Genomic DNA, 14,200 nt, shown 5'->3' on the forward strand with positions numbered 1-14,200 from the left:
CGGCGACAGAGAGACCGCGAAGCAATGTGTTGATTCTTTACGGGCGCCCTTAGACGCGGAGTGCTCCTTCAGGCAGATCCCGCTCCGCGGTCAGCGGCAACTCCAAAGTGGTGAGCATGTCCCGGTACCGCTCCGCCAGCTGGGAGGGGAGCTTCCTGCTGAACACCACCAGCTCCCGGAAACAGCCGGGCCCGATCCGCCGGGCGTGCCTCGACCAGCGCAGGGGCACCGCGTTCTCCGGTGTCACCGTCACGCCGATCCCCTCGACCGCGAACAGGAGCGCCGCGGAGACCTGGCCCGTGCGTGCGACGGCGCGCGGCGTGAACCCGAGGTGCCCTGCCAGGCGGTCCACCACTTCGCTCATGCCCTGTTCCTGCTCGTAGAGCACCCAGTCGGCAGCGGCCAGTTCGGCCGGATCGGCCGCTGTCCCCGCCGGGTATTCGGCCGAGCCGGTCACCACCATCTCCTCATATCCCAGGGAGATGACGGGCCCCTCCCACGGGTCGGGCCGTGGACCGACCGCGATGTCGCCCTGGCCGCTGCGCATGGCCTCTTCGAGGTCCCGGCGGTGGGAGTAGTCGTGCAGTCTCAGCACGGTGGAGGGGTACGTCGAGTGCCAGCGCGCCGCGGACGGCGGCAGGATCCCCGAGGCGACGGACCGTACGGTCAGGACGTGGACGTCGCCGTGGCGGCCCTCCACCACCTCGCGCACCGCGTCCTGGGAGTCCTGGACAGCGCGGATGACGTCCTGTGCCCGGGGCAGAAACACCCGTCCGGCGGGCGTCAGCGTCACTCCCTGCCGGCCGCGTTCCAGCAGGATCGCACCCAATTCCTTCTCCAGAGCCCCGATCTGCTGGGAGAGCGAGGGCTGCGTGACGTACAGCCGCGCGGCCGCCCCGCTGAAGGAGCCCGCCTCCCAGACCGCGAGGAAGTACTCCAGCTGACGTAGCTGCATCTGATCAAGCTACTCGACAGGGGGCTGCCCGTCCCTCACACCGTGACCACGACCCTGCTGTCCTTGCGGGCCAGCCGCGCCAGCAGGTAGTCGACCTCGGTGCAGGCACGCGCCGACAGCGCGGCCCCGGGCTTGCGCTGGGTGTCGGAGGCCAGGATTCCGCGGCGCTTCATGACGTACTTGCGCACGGCCAGGCCGATGCCCGGCTGCTGTTCGTAGCGCAGCAGGGGCAGGTGGGCGTCGAAGACGTCATGGGCGGCGTCACGATCGCCGGCGGCGGTGTGGCGCACCACGTCGACGAGGAGCTCGGGAACGCAGTAGCCCGTCATCGCTCCGTCGGCTCCGCGTTCGGTCTCGAAGTCCAGGAAGAGGCCGCCGTTTCCGCACAGGATCGACAGGCGGGGCATCGCTCCATCGGCTTCGAGTTGCCGGAGTGCGCTGATCTTCTCCAAGCCCGGCCAGTCCTCGTGCTTGAGCATCACGCATCCTGGCGCGGCGTTCGCGATGCGGGCGATGACGGCAGGGGACATGACGACGGAGAAGGACAGCGGATAGTCCTGGATCACGAACGGCACGTCCGCGCCGATGGCGCCCGCCGCTCCCTCGTAGTAGCTCACGATCTGGTCGTCGGTACGCAGCGTGTTCGGCGGGGCGATCATGACGCCGCCGGCACCGGCTGACATGACGTCGACCGTGAGAGCCCGCATGGCGGCGTAGCCGGGTGCGGAGACGCCCACGATGATCGGCAGGTCGGTGCGCTTGATGACGTGCTGGACGATGCGCACGCTTTCCTCGTGGGACAGCTTGGGTGCTTCGCCCATCTGGCCCAGGAGGGTCAGTCCGGTGACGCCGGCGTCTGCGTAGAAGTCGACGAGTCGGCTGAGTGAGTCGAAATCGATTGCGCCTTCCTCGTCGAAGGGCGTTGGTGCGATGGCGAAAACACCATGGGTGTTGCGGTCCAGGGGTGCCATTGTTCTGCCTCCTCAGAATTCCGATGTCTTTTTCAGAGGCTGGCGATGAGTCCGCCGTCGACGCGAATGACCGAGCCTGTGATGTAAGAGGCCTGGGCGCTTGCGAGGAAGGTGACGGCGGCGGCGTATTCCCGCGGTTCGCCGTAGCGGCCCACAGGGATCGACGCGACGCTCTCGGCGGACGTCTCCGCGACGGACTTGCCCTCCCGGTCGGCCTTGGCCTGGTCGAGGAACTTGGTCCGCTGGGTGCCGATCCGTCCCGGAACGACCACGTTGCAGGTGACACCCTCGGCCGCGACTTCCCGGGCCAGTGTCTTGGACCAGCCGAGCAGGCTGCCCCGCAAGGCGTTCGACAGCCCCAGGTTGGGGATGGGGGCGATCACCCCCGAGCTGGCGCTGGTGATGATCCTGCCCCAGCCGCGGCTCCGCATCAGCGGCGCGACCCTGTCCGTGATCGCGATGACGGACAGCACCATGGACTGGAAGTGCTTCAGCCAGAGTTCAGGGTCCTGCCCCGCAACCGGCGAGGGCGGCGGCCCTCCCGTGTTGTTGACCAGGATGTCCACGGGACCGAGCGCCCCTTCGACTGCCGCGATGTGCTGATCGATCGCGCCCAGGTCCGCGAGATCCCATTCCAGGGGCACGGCTTTCCCGCCCGCGTCGGCCACCGCCTCGGCGGTGCGCTCTGCGGCCTGTGGGCTGATGTCCGCGACGGCGACAGCGGCGCCTTCAGCGGCGAGAGTCTGGGCGATCGCGCCGCCGAGACCCCCACCTCCGCCCAGTACGAGCGCGGTCTTGCCCGAAATTCCCAGATCCACAGCTTCGCTCCTTGGGCGGTGGCCCCGTTCGTCGTTTCCAAATGACACTGCCACGAGGTCGTGATGGGTCTCCAATAGGAATCTCTCGTGACATGCATAAGGGATGCCTATGCGCCGCGAAGAGGGAATAGGCGTTGCCGGCGGGCAAGATGAGGTGGGGAACAGGGCCGTTTCGGTCCGTCGATTTCCGACGCATGTTCATGGCCGTAACTGGAGGCCCCTATGTCCTTGCCGGAAACCATGCAGGCCGCGGTGCTGGGCGAGCCCGGCACCCTCGCCGTCACGACGCTGCCGGTGCCGCGGGTGGGACCGGAAGACGTTCTGGTACACGTCCGCAGGGCGTCCCTGTGCGGAACGGACTTGAAGATCCGCAGTCGGCACTTCTTCAAGGACGGCGGGCCGGCCGCGGGCGAGTTCGTACCCGGCCACGAGTACGCCGGCGTCGTCGCCGCGGTGGGCAGCGCCGTGGACGAGCTCCGGGTCGGCGACCGGGTGGTGACGGAAGCCCACCGCGGCTGCATGCGCTGCGCCAACTGCCTGGCCGGGGCCTACACGGACTGCCTCAACTACGGCCTGCGGCACACCGGGCACCGTGTGCAGGGGATGACCGTCAACGGGGGCTTCGCGGAGTACGCGCTCAACCACGTGGCGACCCTCCACAGGTTGCCGGACACCGTGAACTTCGACGCCGCGGTCGTCCTCACCACCGTGGGCACCGTGATGCACGCCTTCGACGTGCTGGACACCCTGCTCGTCGGATCCACGGTCGCTGTGATCGGACCCGGACCGATAGGTCTGCTCGCGGTACAGGTCGCCCGTGAACTCGGGGCCAGGACCGTGGCCCTGGCCGGCACGCGGGAAGCCAGGCTCGCCATCGGCAAGTCCTTCGGCGCGGACCTGGTCGTCAACTCCCGGGAGGAGGACGCCGTAGCGGCGGTTCGGGAGGCGACCGACGGGATCGGCGCCGACATCGTCCTGGAGTGCTCCGGCGCCCCGAGTGCGGTGGACGACGCGCTGCGCATGGCCAAGCGGTCCGGGACGGTCGTCCTCGTCGGCTTCTTCGAAGAGCCCGTACGGGCCGACCTCAACCACGCCGTGATGAACGGCATCTCGATCCAGACGGTCCGCGGCGAGGGCACCGGTTCGCTGGCCCGCGCCGTGGGCCTGGCCGCCCGGGACCGGCTGCGCACCGCGGAACTGGTCACCCACCATTTCGGGCTGCCCGACGTCGTCGAGGCGTTCGACACCTACGCCGAGCGCCGGGGCAACGCCATCAAGGTCATGCTGGACATCTCCGAGGACCCGGAGCCCACCGGTGACCGGTGACCGAAAGGGCACCGTGCCCGACGCCGCCCTGGCAGCCGGCCGGGAGAAGGCGGCGGCCGCCATGGCCGATGCCGCCACCGCCTGGCTGGACAGCCTGAGCGAGGACCAACTCCCGCTCGCCGCCTACGACTCCCCGCTCCACCCGGATGCGGAGGCCGAGCGGCTGCGCTGGTTCTACACCCCCACCGACCACGGCGGGCTCTCCGTCCGAGACCAGGACGCCCGCCAACAGAGCCTGGCCATGCGGCTGGTGGCCACCGGACTGTCCGTCCCGGGCTACGCCACGGTCACCACCGTGATGGGACTGGAGAACGTCCTGGACCAGCTGGAAGGGTGGCGGGTCCACTGGGGCCGGCAGCGCGGACGGGACCCCGGCCTGTACTGGCTGAGGATCTTCGGCCGCCCCGGCGACCATGTCTGGGCGTGGCGGTTCGGCGGCCACCACATCTCCCTGAACAACCTCGTCGTCGCCGGCCGGCTCGTCTCCACGACCCCCTGCTTCATCGGTGCCGACCCGGCCACGACCGAGCTGATCGGAGGCACCCTGCGGCCCTTGGAAGGCCCTGAGGAGACGGCCCGTCAACTGGTCCGCAGTCTGGACACGGGCCAACTCCAAAGCGCCCTGCTCCACCCGTCCGCGGTCTCGGACATCGTCTCCGGCAACCGCCCACGCGTCGAGCACGGCGACACGATGATGCACATGCAGGACCTGTGGCGCGGCCGGTTCGCCGACCCTGAGCTGGACCGGCTCGTCGACGACATCGACCGCCGGGCGGAAGCGGGCAGCGGATACACCGAGAGCGATCACGCGCGCGTGGCCATCACGATTCCCCCCAAAGGCATCAGCGGTCGCGACCTGAACAACGAGCAGCGGCACCTGTTGCGCCGGCTCGTCACCCTTTACACCGGACGGGCACCCGAGTTCCTCGCAGACGCCTACGACACCCACTACGCCTCCGACACCGTCCTCGACGCGGTGCATTTCGGCTGGGCGGGCAGCACGGATGCCGGGGAACCGCACTACTACCGGGTGCAGGACCCTCGCGTCCTCATCGAGTACGACAACACACAGCGGTACGCCAACCACGCCCACTCGGTGTGGCGTGACCTGACCTCCGACTTCGGACTGGACGTGCTCGCCGAACACCGCGCGCACATCGCACACGAGTAGGGCGTACGCACTCGGGGAGCGCGCTCACCGCCTGCAACGTCCCGTCCCAGACCAGGACCACGACGACAGCGGCCGCTCCACCACCTCACCGGACGCGAGCGTGAGATTCTCGCCCGCGTCGCATCGGTTCGGAGCAACGGAGAGATCGCCGAGGACCTGCATCTGGCCGAAACCACGATCAAGTCACACGTCAGCAGCATCCTCGCCAAGATCGGTGCCCTGACCCGCGTCCAGGCGGTGGCTTTCGCCTACGACGTAGGGCTCGTCAGACCGGTCCCGCACATGTGACAACCTCCGCGAGGCGGACGGCATCGCGGTGCCAAGAAGGAGAGCCGGACATGAGCAGTCCCCAGATGAACGTAGTCGCCGCGTACCTGCGGTTGACCCGAGAACGCAGGACGGCCCCTGACCCCGTGGCTGCATCGAAGGAACCACCTCGTCCGCCCGCCAAACTGGTACAGCGGCACGATGTGAGATCGCGCAGCATAGACGGTTTCGAATGCTGCACCGTCAGTCCGCGCGGGCGCCGGGCGGAGCGAGCGGTCGTCTATCTGCACGGCGGCGCCTACATCAGCCACATGTTGCCCCAGCACTGGCAGTTGATCTCGCAGCTTGCGGATGCCGGTGTACGAGTCGAGGTGGCGCAGTACGGGCTGGCGCCGAAGTACACCTACCGTGACGCCTATCCCTTCGTCACTGCCGTCTACCGCGACCTGCTCAGCGACCTGGATGCCGGCCAGGTCACGATCATGGGCGACTCCGCCGGCGCGGGCTTGGCTCTGGGCGTGGCGCAGAGCCTGGTCGGCTCGGGTCTGCCCCAGCCGGCCCGAGTACTACTGATTTCCCCCTGGCTGGATCTGACTCTGACCAACCCCGCGATTCCCGAGGTCGAAGCTCGAGATCCGTTTCTCACCACCAGCCGCCTGCTCGCGGCCGGACGTGGCTGGGCCGGCGGGGACGACCCCGCCCACCCCCGGCTCAGTCCCGTCAATGGCCCGCTTGCCCCCCTGGCGCCCATCGACGTCTACATCGGCACTCGCGACTTGTTCTACCCGGACGTCCGGCGCCTGGAAGAACGGGCTGCTGCGGAAGGGGCGGCCGTGAATGTCATCGTGTGCGACGGGGCGGTCCATGCCTATCCGCTCGTCCCCGCTCCCGAGGGGCGTGCTGCGGCCCGCGCCATCGTGCGGTCCGCGGCCTCCTGAGCGTCCAGTCGCTCTGCCCGTTCAGAGACAGGCGCATTAGCTGAGCGTCTGCCCCTTGTGCTGTGTCGGGTCAGGTACGGGCGGCAAGCCTGGCTTCGACGCCGTCGAGAAGCGACTGCAGTCCGAAGGACACATACGGGCGAGGGGTGGCCGCAAGGGCGGAGCCGATCGCGAACGTGACGACGCTCTGGGCGGCTTGCTCGGCGTCCCGCCTGGTGAGGCCGGACGCCTCGCAGACCGCGAGCAGGTGCTCGTCATGGCGGTTTCTGGCCGGGCCGTCAAGAGGCTGGACGGTCATGGCGGCCAGCGTCCAGGGGTGCCTGAGAAGCATCGAACGCAGGTTGTCGGCCATGGCCAGGAGGACCGGACGCCATTCGAGGCCGTCGAGAGCGGGGAGAGGTGTACGCCCCCAGACGGTGTCAGCGGCCAGCAGGAGCAGATCGTGTCTGCTCTTGACGTGCCAGTAGAGTGCCGCCGCGGTGATGCCGAGACGGCTGCCGAGTCTTCGCATGCTCAGACTCTCGATGCCGCCCTCGTCCAGAAGGGCGATGGCCGCCTGGATGATCTGCTCCTGGTGCAGAACGTCGCGGGGCATTCCCGCGGTTGGCGGCATGGGGCTGCTCACGGGACCTTCTTGCTGTGGGAACGAGGCCGCGGTGTGCGGCGCTGAGGGCGCGTGGCCATCGCGCCGACGAGGACGGGGTGTCGTGCGCGTCGGCGCGCGGTTCATGCGTGGGGGCCGTTGCGGTGTGTCAGCCGGGAGAGCCCGCGGGCCTGATGCTGCGCAGCAGCCGTTTTCCGGACTCGCGTAGCTGGTCCTTGACCTCGTCGAGGCCGGAGGCGAGCAGGACGTGATCGCGTTTGCGCCAGGTGCCGACGACCATCACGGCTTCGATGTTGGCGATGTCGGCGTGCAGGACCGTGGCGATGGGGTCGTGCGCCGGCCACAGGTTGAGTGCCCGGGCGTCGACGGCGACCAGGTCGGCCTGCATGCCCGCCTCGATCCGGCCCACCTTGTCCGCCAGGCCCAGTGCCTTCGCTCCTTCGACCGTGGCCCAGGCAAGCGCCTGTTTGCTGGTGACAGACGGTGTGTTGGCGTACATGCCGGTCGTCTGCCGGTGGTGGGCGTGGTCCAGGCTGCGCTGGTGGGCCAGGGCGATCCGGGCGGCGGTGAGGACCGTGCCGGGTACGGCGGTATCGATGTCAGTGCCCAGGGAGGGTGCCGCGTCCAGGCGCAGCAGGGGTCCGGTGACGGGTGTGCCGTGTCCCTGGCCCAGTTCGTTCTCCGGGGTGGTGGTGAAGGTGACGCCCGCCTCGACCAGCGTCTTCAGCCAGTCCTCGGGCAGCTCGGCTCCGTGCACGACGTTGGTCAGGGGGCTGAACAGCCCGGCGTTGCGCACGGCCTCCCAGCCGGGTGAGGGTTCGCCGCCGCTCTGGTGCATCGAGACGACGAGGCCGCGTTCCGCGCCGGCCCGGAAGTCGGCCACCGCGGTCTCGGCGGTGGAGTACTGCGGCCCCTGGAGTGCCATGCCCAGGGTGAGGAGGCCGTGGTCGCGGACGGGACCGTCGAGCAACCGGTCGATCTCGCCGAGCGGGTGGGGTGTGTCCGGCGAGCGGTAGGGCGTGCCGTGCAGGAAGACCGCGCGGATCCCGGCCTGGACCAGTCCCTCGACGGCCGCGTCGGCGTGTTCGGGCGACAGGGCGTTGTGACACCAGTCGCCGAGGGTGGTCGTCCCGCAGTTGAGCTGGTTCAGGGCGCCGGCGAGATTGCTGATGTGCATGTCGGCCGGGGTGTAGTGCCCGACGCACTCGCCGTGCAGGTGGGTGAGGTACTCCATCAGCGTCCAGTCGGCGCCCACGGAGCGCAGCGCGGTCTGCCAGGTGTGCAGATGGGCATTGACCAGGCCGGGGATGACGATGCGGCCGGAGAAGTCGACGACCTCGGCGTCGGGCGCCTCGATGGTTTCGCCAACGGCCGCGATGGTCTCGCCGTCGACGAGGATGTCGACCTGCTCGGCGTCCGGCCGGTCCGGCGTCATCGTGATGACCTGCGCCCCGCGCAGCAGTATGCAGCTCATTCAGTGGCCCCCGAACCGGGGGAGGTGTGGCTCGGCTGGGACATGGTGCGGCTCCTTGCCTGCGGCGTCATTGCCCGCACGGCGGCTTGTGTGGTGGTGAGGAAATCCCGAGTGGCGATGTGTCCGATGTAGCCGTCGGGACGGATCAGCAGCAGCGTGTCGCCGGTCAGGCCGTAGGCACTCCGCAGCGTGTTCTTGGGGTCGGAGAAGGCGCCGCCGTCGCCCGCGGCCGATCCGACGGTCAGCCGCTTCATCTGGGCGCCCGTCGTCGGCCAGTCGAGGAGTTCGAGGTCCCGGGCGGCGCCGGGGCCGTAGGCGATGGCGGTGAAGTGCGGTCCCTGGAAGAGGTTGAACAGGCGGGTCTCGGCGCCGTCGGCGCCGAGTAGTCGGGCGTCCGGGGCGCGGTCGCCCACGTGCAGCGTGCCGGTGCCGCCGCTGTCGGCGGGGGCGAGGGGGCCGCCGTAGTAGGTCAGGGAGAGCTGCTGCTCGTCCTTGCCGCGCTTCATGCTGGAGGGGGCGAGCTTGGCGATGCCGTCCCACTTCTCCGTGGACAGGCCCAGGACTCCGGCGGCGATCGGCTGCCGCTCGGCCTCGTAGGTGCTCAGCAGGGCCGGGTCGGCTCCGGCGAGGACCTGGCCGAGCTTCCAGCCGAGGTTGTAGCCGTCCTGCATACCGGTGTTCAGGCCCTGGGCACCGGCCGGGGTGTGGACATGCGCGGCGTCGCCGACGAGGAAGACACGTCCGCGGCCGTAGTGCTCCGCAAGACGGATGTTGGGCCGGAACACGGACTTCCAGTGGATCGCGTGCAGCTGGATGTGCCGGTTGCGGGTGTGGGAGTGGATCCGGTCGATGATGGCGCCGATCTCCTGGGGCGGCTTCTCATCGGGCGTGAGCCGGATCATCCACTGGAACATGTCGCTGTCGGGGAGCGGGCAGGCGCCGATGAACTTGCCGCCGAGGCCGGGCCACATGTGCCACCGGTTGCGGGCCAGGCCACTCACGGAGGCATCCACGATCAGCATGCGGTCGGACTCGTCCGTCGTCCCCACGAAACCGATGTCGAGCTGCTTGCGCACCGCACTGGAGCCGCCGTCGGCCCCCACGGCATAGCGGGCGACGATCTCCTCGACCCCGTCCGCGCTCACCACCTTGGCGACCACCGTGTCCTCGTCCTGCGTCAGCTCGGTCAGTTCCTTGCCGAACTCGACCTCGCGGCCGAGCTCACCGAGCCGGGCGTGCAGGGCGCGGTCCGTGCGGAACTGCGGGATCAGCCAGGTGTTCGGGTACGGGACGTCCGGGGTTGCCTCTTTGTGGGGGAACATCTTCCACGGCACACCGATGGGTCCTGCATGGAGCCCGAGCTTGGGATAGATGTCGCCGCCGGCCAGCACGTCGTCGAGAGCGCCGAGGTCTTCGAGGACTTCGAGGCTGCGGGGCTGGATGCCCTTGGCGCGCGAGCCGTCGAAAGCGTGGGGGGACCTGTCGACGATCCGGACCTCGAGTCCGCGCCGTACGAGGTCGATCGCCAAGGCGGAGCCAGATGGGCCGGCACCGATGATCAGTACGTCGATGGCCTGCGGCCTGTTCATGAGTCGAGCCTTTCGGTGCGTGCGGACACGAACGAGACGAGCTGATCGGCGACGTCGCAAGGCCGTTCGAACGGGGCCATATGCCCGCATTTGTTAATTACGTGATGTTTACGAGGCTTCAGCAGAGTGCGCGCTGTGTCGAAGTGCGCCAGCGGCGTGACGTCGTCCTCGTCGCCCCACAGCAGCAGCGTCGGAATGCCCAGTGCCCCCGTCCGCCGGAAGAGGTCCTCACGGCCGGTGAGAGGCAGGTGCTGCAGGGTGTCGAAGACCGCGTACAGCGAGCCCTCGAAGCGGAGGGAGCCGAGGACCATCTCGGTCAGTTTCGCGCCGAGCTCGGGGTCGCGGACGTTGTGCCCGAGGTGCCCCTGGAGCAGCTGAAGGCCGCGGCGGCGGGCGACCAGTCCGGCCAGCAGATCACTGCGCAGCAGCCGGTGGGGGGAGGTCAACTGCGGTTTCGCGAGACCGGCCGGTCCGACGATGGTGAGAGTGGACACCGATGAGCGGTACTGGGCGGCGTACGTCATGCCGACCAGCGCGCCCATGGAGGTGCCGACCAGGTGCAGGGGCCGCGCCGTCAGGCCGAGCCGGTCCGTCAGCTCGGCCAGCTGCCGCGTGAACAGCGTCTCGTCGTATCGCGCCTGTACCCGGTCGGAGTAGCCGCGGCCGTAGGCGCTGCAGGTCAGGGTGCGCAGCCCGCGGGCGTGCAGCTCGCTGACGAGGCCATCCCAGTAGAACAGCGGGATGGTCAGACCGCCCGCCATCAGGACCACATCCCCGTCCTCGGGCCCTGTCAACTCGTAGTGAGTCACGCCGTCGGACAGCTCGATGAAACTGCCGCGCAGCGCCTTGCGCGAGTCGGCGGTGAGCTTGCGGTCCTCGCCCGAGGCGACGAAGTACTTCATGGAACGGGCCTCCTTGCCCTCAGTTCGCGGGGGTGTCGGCGCAGGAGCCGAGGAACTTCGCGATCGCGTCCGCGACCCACTCCGGTTCCTCCTCCGGCAGCAGATGTCCGCCGTGGGGGTGGACGAGCTCCTGGGCGCCGGGGATGTCGCGGGCGAAGTGCTGGCCGTCGATGCTCGCGCTGCGCAGCACCAGCGTCGGCACCGTGATGCGGGGGATCTGCGCGCTGCGGTCCGGCTGGTCGGTGTTGCAGAAGTCGACGAAGGCCGAGCGGTTACCGGGGCGGCTCATGAGCTGATAGGCGCGGTCCACCATGGAGTCGTCCACGATCTGCGAATACGGCCCGACACTCTCGCGCAGGCTGCGCTCGATGGCCCCGCGCGGCATCACCCGCCTCAGCAGGGGCCGCACCAGCGGGTTGCGGGTCAGGCGCATCCCCGCCGGCACCGTCTTCTCCGGGTAGCCGGTGGCGTTGACCAGAACCAGGCCGGTCAGCCGCTCCGGATGATCCAGCGCGACGTTCCAGGCGATGTTGCCGCCCAGGGAATTGCCGGCCAACGCGTAGCGCGGCACGCCCAGCGACTCCAGGAAGCCCGCCACCGTCGCGGCGTACGCCGGAACGCGGTAGTCGCGATCCTTGCGCGGGCCCGTCAGTCCGAACGCCGGCAGGTCGGGACGGATGACATCGAACGAATCCGACAGCAGATCCGTCGCGCGGTCGAAGTGCTGCAGCGATGAGGCACTGCCGTGCAGCAGCACGAGTGCCGGGCCGTGCCCAGCACGCTTGTAGTGGATCCGCAGGCCGTCCACCTCGACGAACCGGGAATCGGGCTGGGGCTCAGACCAGGTACTCATAATGGCTACACTGTTACCGATATGGTGGACGTGTCAAGAGGAAGCCCCCGCGTGTTACGGCCACGGTGGTCTTGGGTGAGGGGATGGATCAGTTGGTGGGATGCGCCTGCGTTTCCGCAGGTCAGAGCCTTGTCGTGGAATCCCGCTTCAACGTCTGAGCGGATGACCGGACGCCGCGTCGGTGTCCTGGCGAATATGCAGGTCAGATGGGTCCGGCTCTTCGGGGTCGGGCCCTTGATCTTTGTCTGGGTGCCCGAGAACGGCCGACTGAGGTGAAGTAAGATTCAATCTACGTAAGACTCTGTCTACGTTAATCACCCTGGGGGTGTGCCGTGGAGTTCCAAGGCCGGGCCGGAGATCTTGAACTGCTGGCCGAGCAGTACCGGACCGTGGCAGAGGGTGCCGGGGCCACGCGGGGGCGGGCCGTGATCATGACGGGTCGGCGACGGGTGGGGAAGTCGCGGCTGGTCCAGGAGTTCTGCGACCGCTCGGGGGCGCCGTACGTGGTGTTCCAGGCCACCCGGGGGCGTAACCCTGTGACGGAGCGCGCCGACTTCGCCGCGACCCTCGCGCAGTCGCCGCTGCCGGGGGCCGAGCTGGTCGCCGGTCTCCAGGCTCAGGACTGGAACCAGGCCCTGCGTTCGCTGGCGCTCGCGGTGCCCGATGACTCACCCAGCATCGCGGTGATCGACGAGGTGCCCTGGCTGGTCGAGCAGGATCCGGAGTTCGAGGGCGCGCTCCAGACCGTCTGGGACCGTCATCTGTCCGCCAAGCCCGTGCTTGTGCTGCTGGTCGGCAGCGACACGTCGGTGATGGAGGCGCTGCAGTCCTACGGGCGCCCGTTCTTCGGCCGGGCGGCGACAATGACCGTCCGTCCCCTGAACCTGGCCGACGTGCAGGCCATGACCGCGCTCGATGCCGCCGGGGCCGTCGACGCCCAGTTGATCACCGGTGGGTTCCCCGAGATCGTGCAGTCATGGCGGCCGGGTATGGGCCGTACGGACTTCCTTCGGGCTTCGGTCGCCAGTCCGCTCTCGCCGCTGCTGGTGGCCGGCGAGCTGTCCCTGCTGGGCGAGTTCCCCGAGGCTTCGCACTCCCGGGCCGTACTGGAGGCGGTCGGCAGCGGTGAGCGCACGTTCAGCGCGATCGCGGCCCAGGCCGGCGGCGCCGGCGCGCTGCCGTCCGGCACGCTCTCCCCGCTGCTGGCCGTGCTGCAGGCCAAGCGCGTCCTGGCCGCTGATCTCCCTCTGTCCGTCAAGCCGGACAGCAAGAACAAGCGCTACCGGATCGCCGACCCGTATCTGCGGTTCTGGCTGGCCTTCCTGGCGCGCTCGATCCCCCTCATCGAGCGTGGCCGCGGTGACCTGGCGCTGGAACGTATCGAGCGGTCATGGACCACGTGGCGCGGGCGCGCGGTCGAGCCGCTGGTCCGCGAGTCCCTGCTGCGTCTGCTGCCCGACGCCGGGTGGCCCGGGACCGAGGCCGTCGGCGGCTGGTGGAACCGTCAGAACAACCCCGAGATCGACCTCGTCGGCACGGACCGTGAGCCGGTGGCCGGGAAGGTGCACTTCGTCGGGTCGGTCAAGTGGCTGGAGAGCCGGCCCTTCGGGCGGCATGAGTACGACGCCCTGGTGCGCGACATGCTCGCCGTCCCCGGTACCGCCCCGGACACTCCGCTGGTCGCGGTCTCCCGCTGCGGGGTGGCCGATGATCTGCCACTGACCGCGCACTGGGGACCGGAGGACCTCGTACGGGCCTGGCAGCCCCGATAGCCGCCGGATCGCATGCAGGTGGGTCGGAAGGGGCCGGGTCGGCAGTGGCTGACCCCTTCCGGCCTCGCGCGGGTGCCGGTCAGGCGGGAAAGACGTGGTCGTGGCTGACGTTGCGGGAGCGCAGGAGCAGCTCGCCGTCCTCGCCGCGGACCAGGACGTCGTGCACGACGCAACTCGGCCCGAACTCGGGCTCCTTGACGTCGGCGTGGACGGTGAGGACCAGGCAGTAGCTCGTCGCCGTGAGCGATCCGTCGGGCGCCTGGCTCAGCGCCACGTGGTTGAACCAGTGTCGGCGCTGGATCTTCTTGGCGTCGAACTTGCGGTGGAAGTCCTCCAGGACGGCGAGGATCCCGGCACGGGTATGGGCGGCGGGCAGCGAGGGGGAGTGCTTGAACTCGCCGTCCTCGGTGAAGGTCGCGGCGTAGCCGGCGAAGTCGCGGCCGTCCAGCTTCTGCATCTGGTGGCCGTAGAACGACAGGACCTCGGCGTACAGGCCGGTGGGAAGCGCGGTGATGGTCATGCGGCCACGGTCGCCCCGTGGCCTCGAAGTCCGCTCGAGC

The 14,200-nt window shown here is 69.2% G+C and carries 13 protein-coding genes and 1 pseudogene; 5 read left to right on the top strand and 9 right to left on the bottom strand.

What is annotated here, in order from left to right; translation table 11 throughout:
• Positions 1–49 precede the first annotated feature (49 nt).
• Genes EJ357_RS29820 through EJ357_RS29830 form a run of 3 tightly spaced genes read right to left on the bottom strand, consistent with a single transcriptional unit; the run spans position 50 to position 2,744 of the window.
• The gene (locus EJ357_RS29820) at positions 50–955 is read right to left on the bottom strand and encodes a LysR family transcriptional regulator (protein ID WP_126394706.1); all 906 of its coding nucleotides are present in this window, start codon (positions 953–955) and stop codon (positions 50–52) included.
• A 35-nt stretch (positions 956–990) separates the two neighbouring features.
• Entirely contained in the window at positions 991–1,926 is a 936-nt protein-coding gene (locus tag EJ357_RS29825) for a dihydrodipicolinate synthase family protein (RefSeq protein ID WP_126394708.1), read from the bottom strand.
• A 32-nt stretch (positions 1,927–1,958) separates the two neighbouring features.
• Positions 1,959–2,744: an SDR family oxidoreductase gene (locus tag EJ357_RS29830; protein ID WP_126394709.1), complete on the bottom strand. Its 786-nt coding sequence runs from the start codon at positions 2,742–2,744 to the stop codon at positions 1,959–1,961.
• 222 nt (positions 2,745–2,966) lie between these two features.
• On the opposite strand from EJ357_RS29830, the gene EJ357_RS29835 reads away from it, so the two are divergent.
• From EJ357_RS29835 to EJ357_RS29850, 4 genes and pseudogenes are all read left to right on the top strand, one after another.
• Positions 2,967–4,070, top strand: coding sequence for a zinc-dependent alcohol dehydrogenase (locus EJ357_RS29835; protein WP_126394711.1), 1,104 nt, complete (start codon positions 2,967–2,969; stop codon positions 4,068–4,070).
• Complete coding sequence (locus tag EJ357_RS29840) at positions 4,060–5,241, top strand: DUF3500 domain-containing protein (protein ID WP_323377643.1); 1,182 nt, start codon at positions 4,060–4,062, stop codon at positions 5,239–5,241. Before EJ357_RS29835 ends, EJ357_RS29840 begins: the two co-directional genes overlap by 11 nt.
• A 75-nt stretch (positions 5,242–5,316) precedes the next feature.
• Positions 5,317–5,529, top strand: a pseudogene (locus tag EJ357_RS29845) (response regulator transcription factor); the annotation flags it as partial.
• A gap of 50 nt (positions 5,530–5,579) precedes the next feature.
• Positions 5,580–6,446 carry an alpha/beta hydrolase fold domain-containing protein gene (locus tag EJ357_RS29850; protein ID WP_126394713.1) on the top strand — a complete coding sequence of 289 codons (867 nt, stop codon included), beginning with the start codon at positions 5,580–5,582 and terminating at the stop codon, positions 6,444–6,446.
• Between the two features lie 70 nt (positions 6,447–6,516).
• On the opposite strand, the gene EJ357_RS29855 is transcribed toward EJ357_RS29850, so the two are convergent.
• The 5 genes from EJ357_RS29855 to EJ357_RS29875 form a co-directional block, all read right to left on the bottom strand.
• Positions 6,517–7,071: a TetR/AcrR family transcriptional regulator C-terminal domain-containing protein gene (locus EJ357_RS29855; RefSeq protein WP_228472648.1), complete on the bottom strand. Its 555-nt coding sequence runs from the start codon at positions 7,069–7,071 to the stop codon at positions 6,517–6,519.
• Positions 7,072–7,198: 127 nt separating this feature from the next.
• Positions 7,199–8,524, bottom strand: coding sequence for an amidohydrolase family protein (locus EJ357_RS29860; protein ID WP_126394715.1), 1,326 nt, complete (start codon positions 8,522–8,524; stop codon positions 7,199–7,201).
• Positions 8,521–10,113 (bottom strand): FAD-dependent oxidoreductase, encoded by a 1,593-nt coding sequence (locus EJ357_RS29865; RefSeq protein WP_126394717.1) that lies wholly within the window; start codon positions 10,111–10,113, stop codon positions 8,521–8,523. Before EJ357_RS29865 ends, EJ357_RS29860 begins: the two co-directional genes overlap by 4 nt.
• Positions 10,110–11,015, bottom strand: coding sequence for an alpha/beta fold hydrolase (locus tag EJ357_RS29870; RefSeq protein ID WP_126394719.1), 906 nt, complete (start codon positions 11,013–11,015; stop codon positions 10,110–10,112). The genes EJ357_RS29865 and EJ357_RS29870 overlap by 4 nt, the downstream gene beginning before the upstream one ends.
• Positions 11,016–11,034: 19 nt before the next feature.
• Positions 11,035–11,868, bottom strand: a complete 834-nt coding sequence (locus EJ357_RS29875; protein ID WP_126394720.1) for an alpha/beta fold hydrolase — start codon at positions 11,866–11,868, stop codon at positions 11,035–11,037.
• A 332-nt stretch (positions 11,869–12,200) separates the two neighbouring features.
• Between EJ357_RS29875 and EJ357_RS29880 the strand changes: the two genes are divergently transcribed.
• Positions 12,201–13,640: an ATP-binding protein gene (locus EJ357_RS29880; protein ID WP_126394722.1), complete on the top strand. Its 1,440-nt coding sequence runs from the start codon at positions 12,201–12,203 to the stop codon at positions 13,638–13,640.
• 79 nt (positions 13,641–13,719) lie between these two features.
• On the opposite strand, the gene EJ357_RS29885 is transcribed toward EJ357_RS29880, so the two are convergent.
• Positions 13,720–14,160, bottom strand: coding sequence for a nuclear transport factor 2 family protein (locus tag EJ357_RS29885; RefSeq protein ID WP_126394724.1), 441 nt, complete (start codon positions 14,158–14,160; stop codon positions 13,720–13,722).
• Between the last annotated feature and the right edge of the window lie 40 nt (positions 14,161–14,200).

This window comes from Streptomyces cyaneochromogenes (assembly GCF_003963535.1).
Taxonomy (GTDB): Bacteria; Actinomycetota; Actinomycetes; order Streptomycetales; family Streptomycetaceae; genus Streptomyces; species Streptomyces shaanxiensis.

Coding starts and splice junctions, on each gene's coding strand:
- EJ357_RS29820 (WP_126394706.1), bottom strand. CDS start 955: ATGCAGCTACGTCAGCTGGAGTACTTCCTCGCGGTCTGGGAGGCGGGC.
- EJ357_RS29825 (WP_126394708.1), bottom strand. CDS start 1,926: ATGGCACCCCTGGACCGCAACACCCATGGTGTTTTCGCCATCGCACCA.
- EJ357_RS29835 (WP_126394711.1), top strand. CDS start 2,967: ATGTCCTTGCCGGAAACCATGCAGGCCGCGGTGCTGGGCGAGCCCGGC.
- EJ357_RS29850 (WP_126394713.1), top strand. CDS start 5,580: ATGAGCAGTCCCCAGATGAACGTAGTCGCCGCGTACCTGCGGTTGACC.
- EJ357_RS29860 (WP_126394715.1), bottom strand. CDS start 8,524: ATGAGCTGCATACTGCTGCGCGGGGCGCAGGTCATCACGATGACGCCG.
- EJ357_RS29865 (WP_126394717.1), bottom strand. CDS start 10,113: ATGAACAGGCCGCAGGCCATCGACGTACTGATCATCGGTGCCGGCCCA.
- EJ357_RS29870 (WP_126394719.1), bottom strand. CDS start 11,015: ATGAAGTACTTCGTCGCCTCGGGCGAGGACCGCAAGCTCACCGCCGAC.
- EJ357_RS29875 (WP_126394720.1), bottom strand. CDS start 11,868: ATGAGTACCTGGTCTGAGCCCCAGCCCGATTCCCGGTTCGTCGAGGTG.
- EJ357_RS29885 (WP_126394724.1), bottom strand. CDS start 14,160: ATGACCATCACCGCGCTTCCCACCGGCCTGTACGCCGAGGTCCTGTCG.